Raw genomic sequence first — 224 nt, 5'->3', positions numbered from 1 at the left:
GCGATTTCCGCGGTGGTCAGGGTCGCCAGGTTGGTGGTGCTGATCGCCTGGATCTCGGCGGTGGTCAGGGCCGCCACGTCGGCGGTGGTCAGCGCGCGGAGCTGATCGGAAGTAAGTGCGCCAACGCCTGCCGCGCCGAGTGCCTGAGCCTGGGCGGTGGAGAGGACCGCAACTTGTGCGGTGCCCAGCGCCTGGACGTGAGCGGTATCGAGGCCGGCGATTTG

The 224-nt window shown here is 69.2% G+C and carries 1 protein-coding gene; it reads right to left on the bottom strand.

Annotated features, from left to right (window positions below):
* Positions 1 to 224 (bottom strand): hypothetical protein (locus JFN93_RS25355; RefSeq protein WP_199387181.1); only part of this gene is annotated, 224 nt, incomplete at both ends.

The organism is Geomesophilobacter sediminis (assembly GCF_016458275.1).
Taxonomy (GTDB): domain Bacteria; phylum Desulfobacterota; class Desulfuromonadia; order Geobacterales; family Geobacteraceae; genus Geomesophilobacter; species Geomesophilobacter sediminis.
The sequence above is the reverse complement of the archived record's forward strand: the minus strand, read 5'-3'. Positions and strand labels throughout refer to the sequence as shown.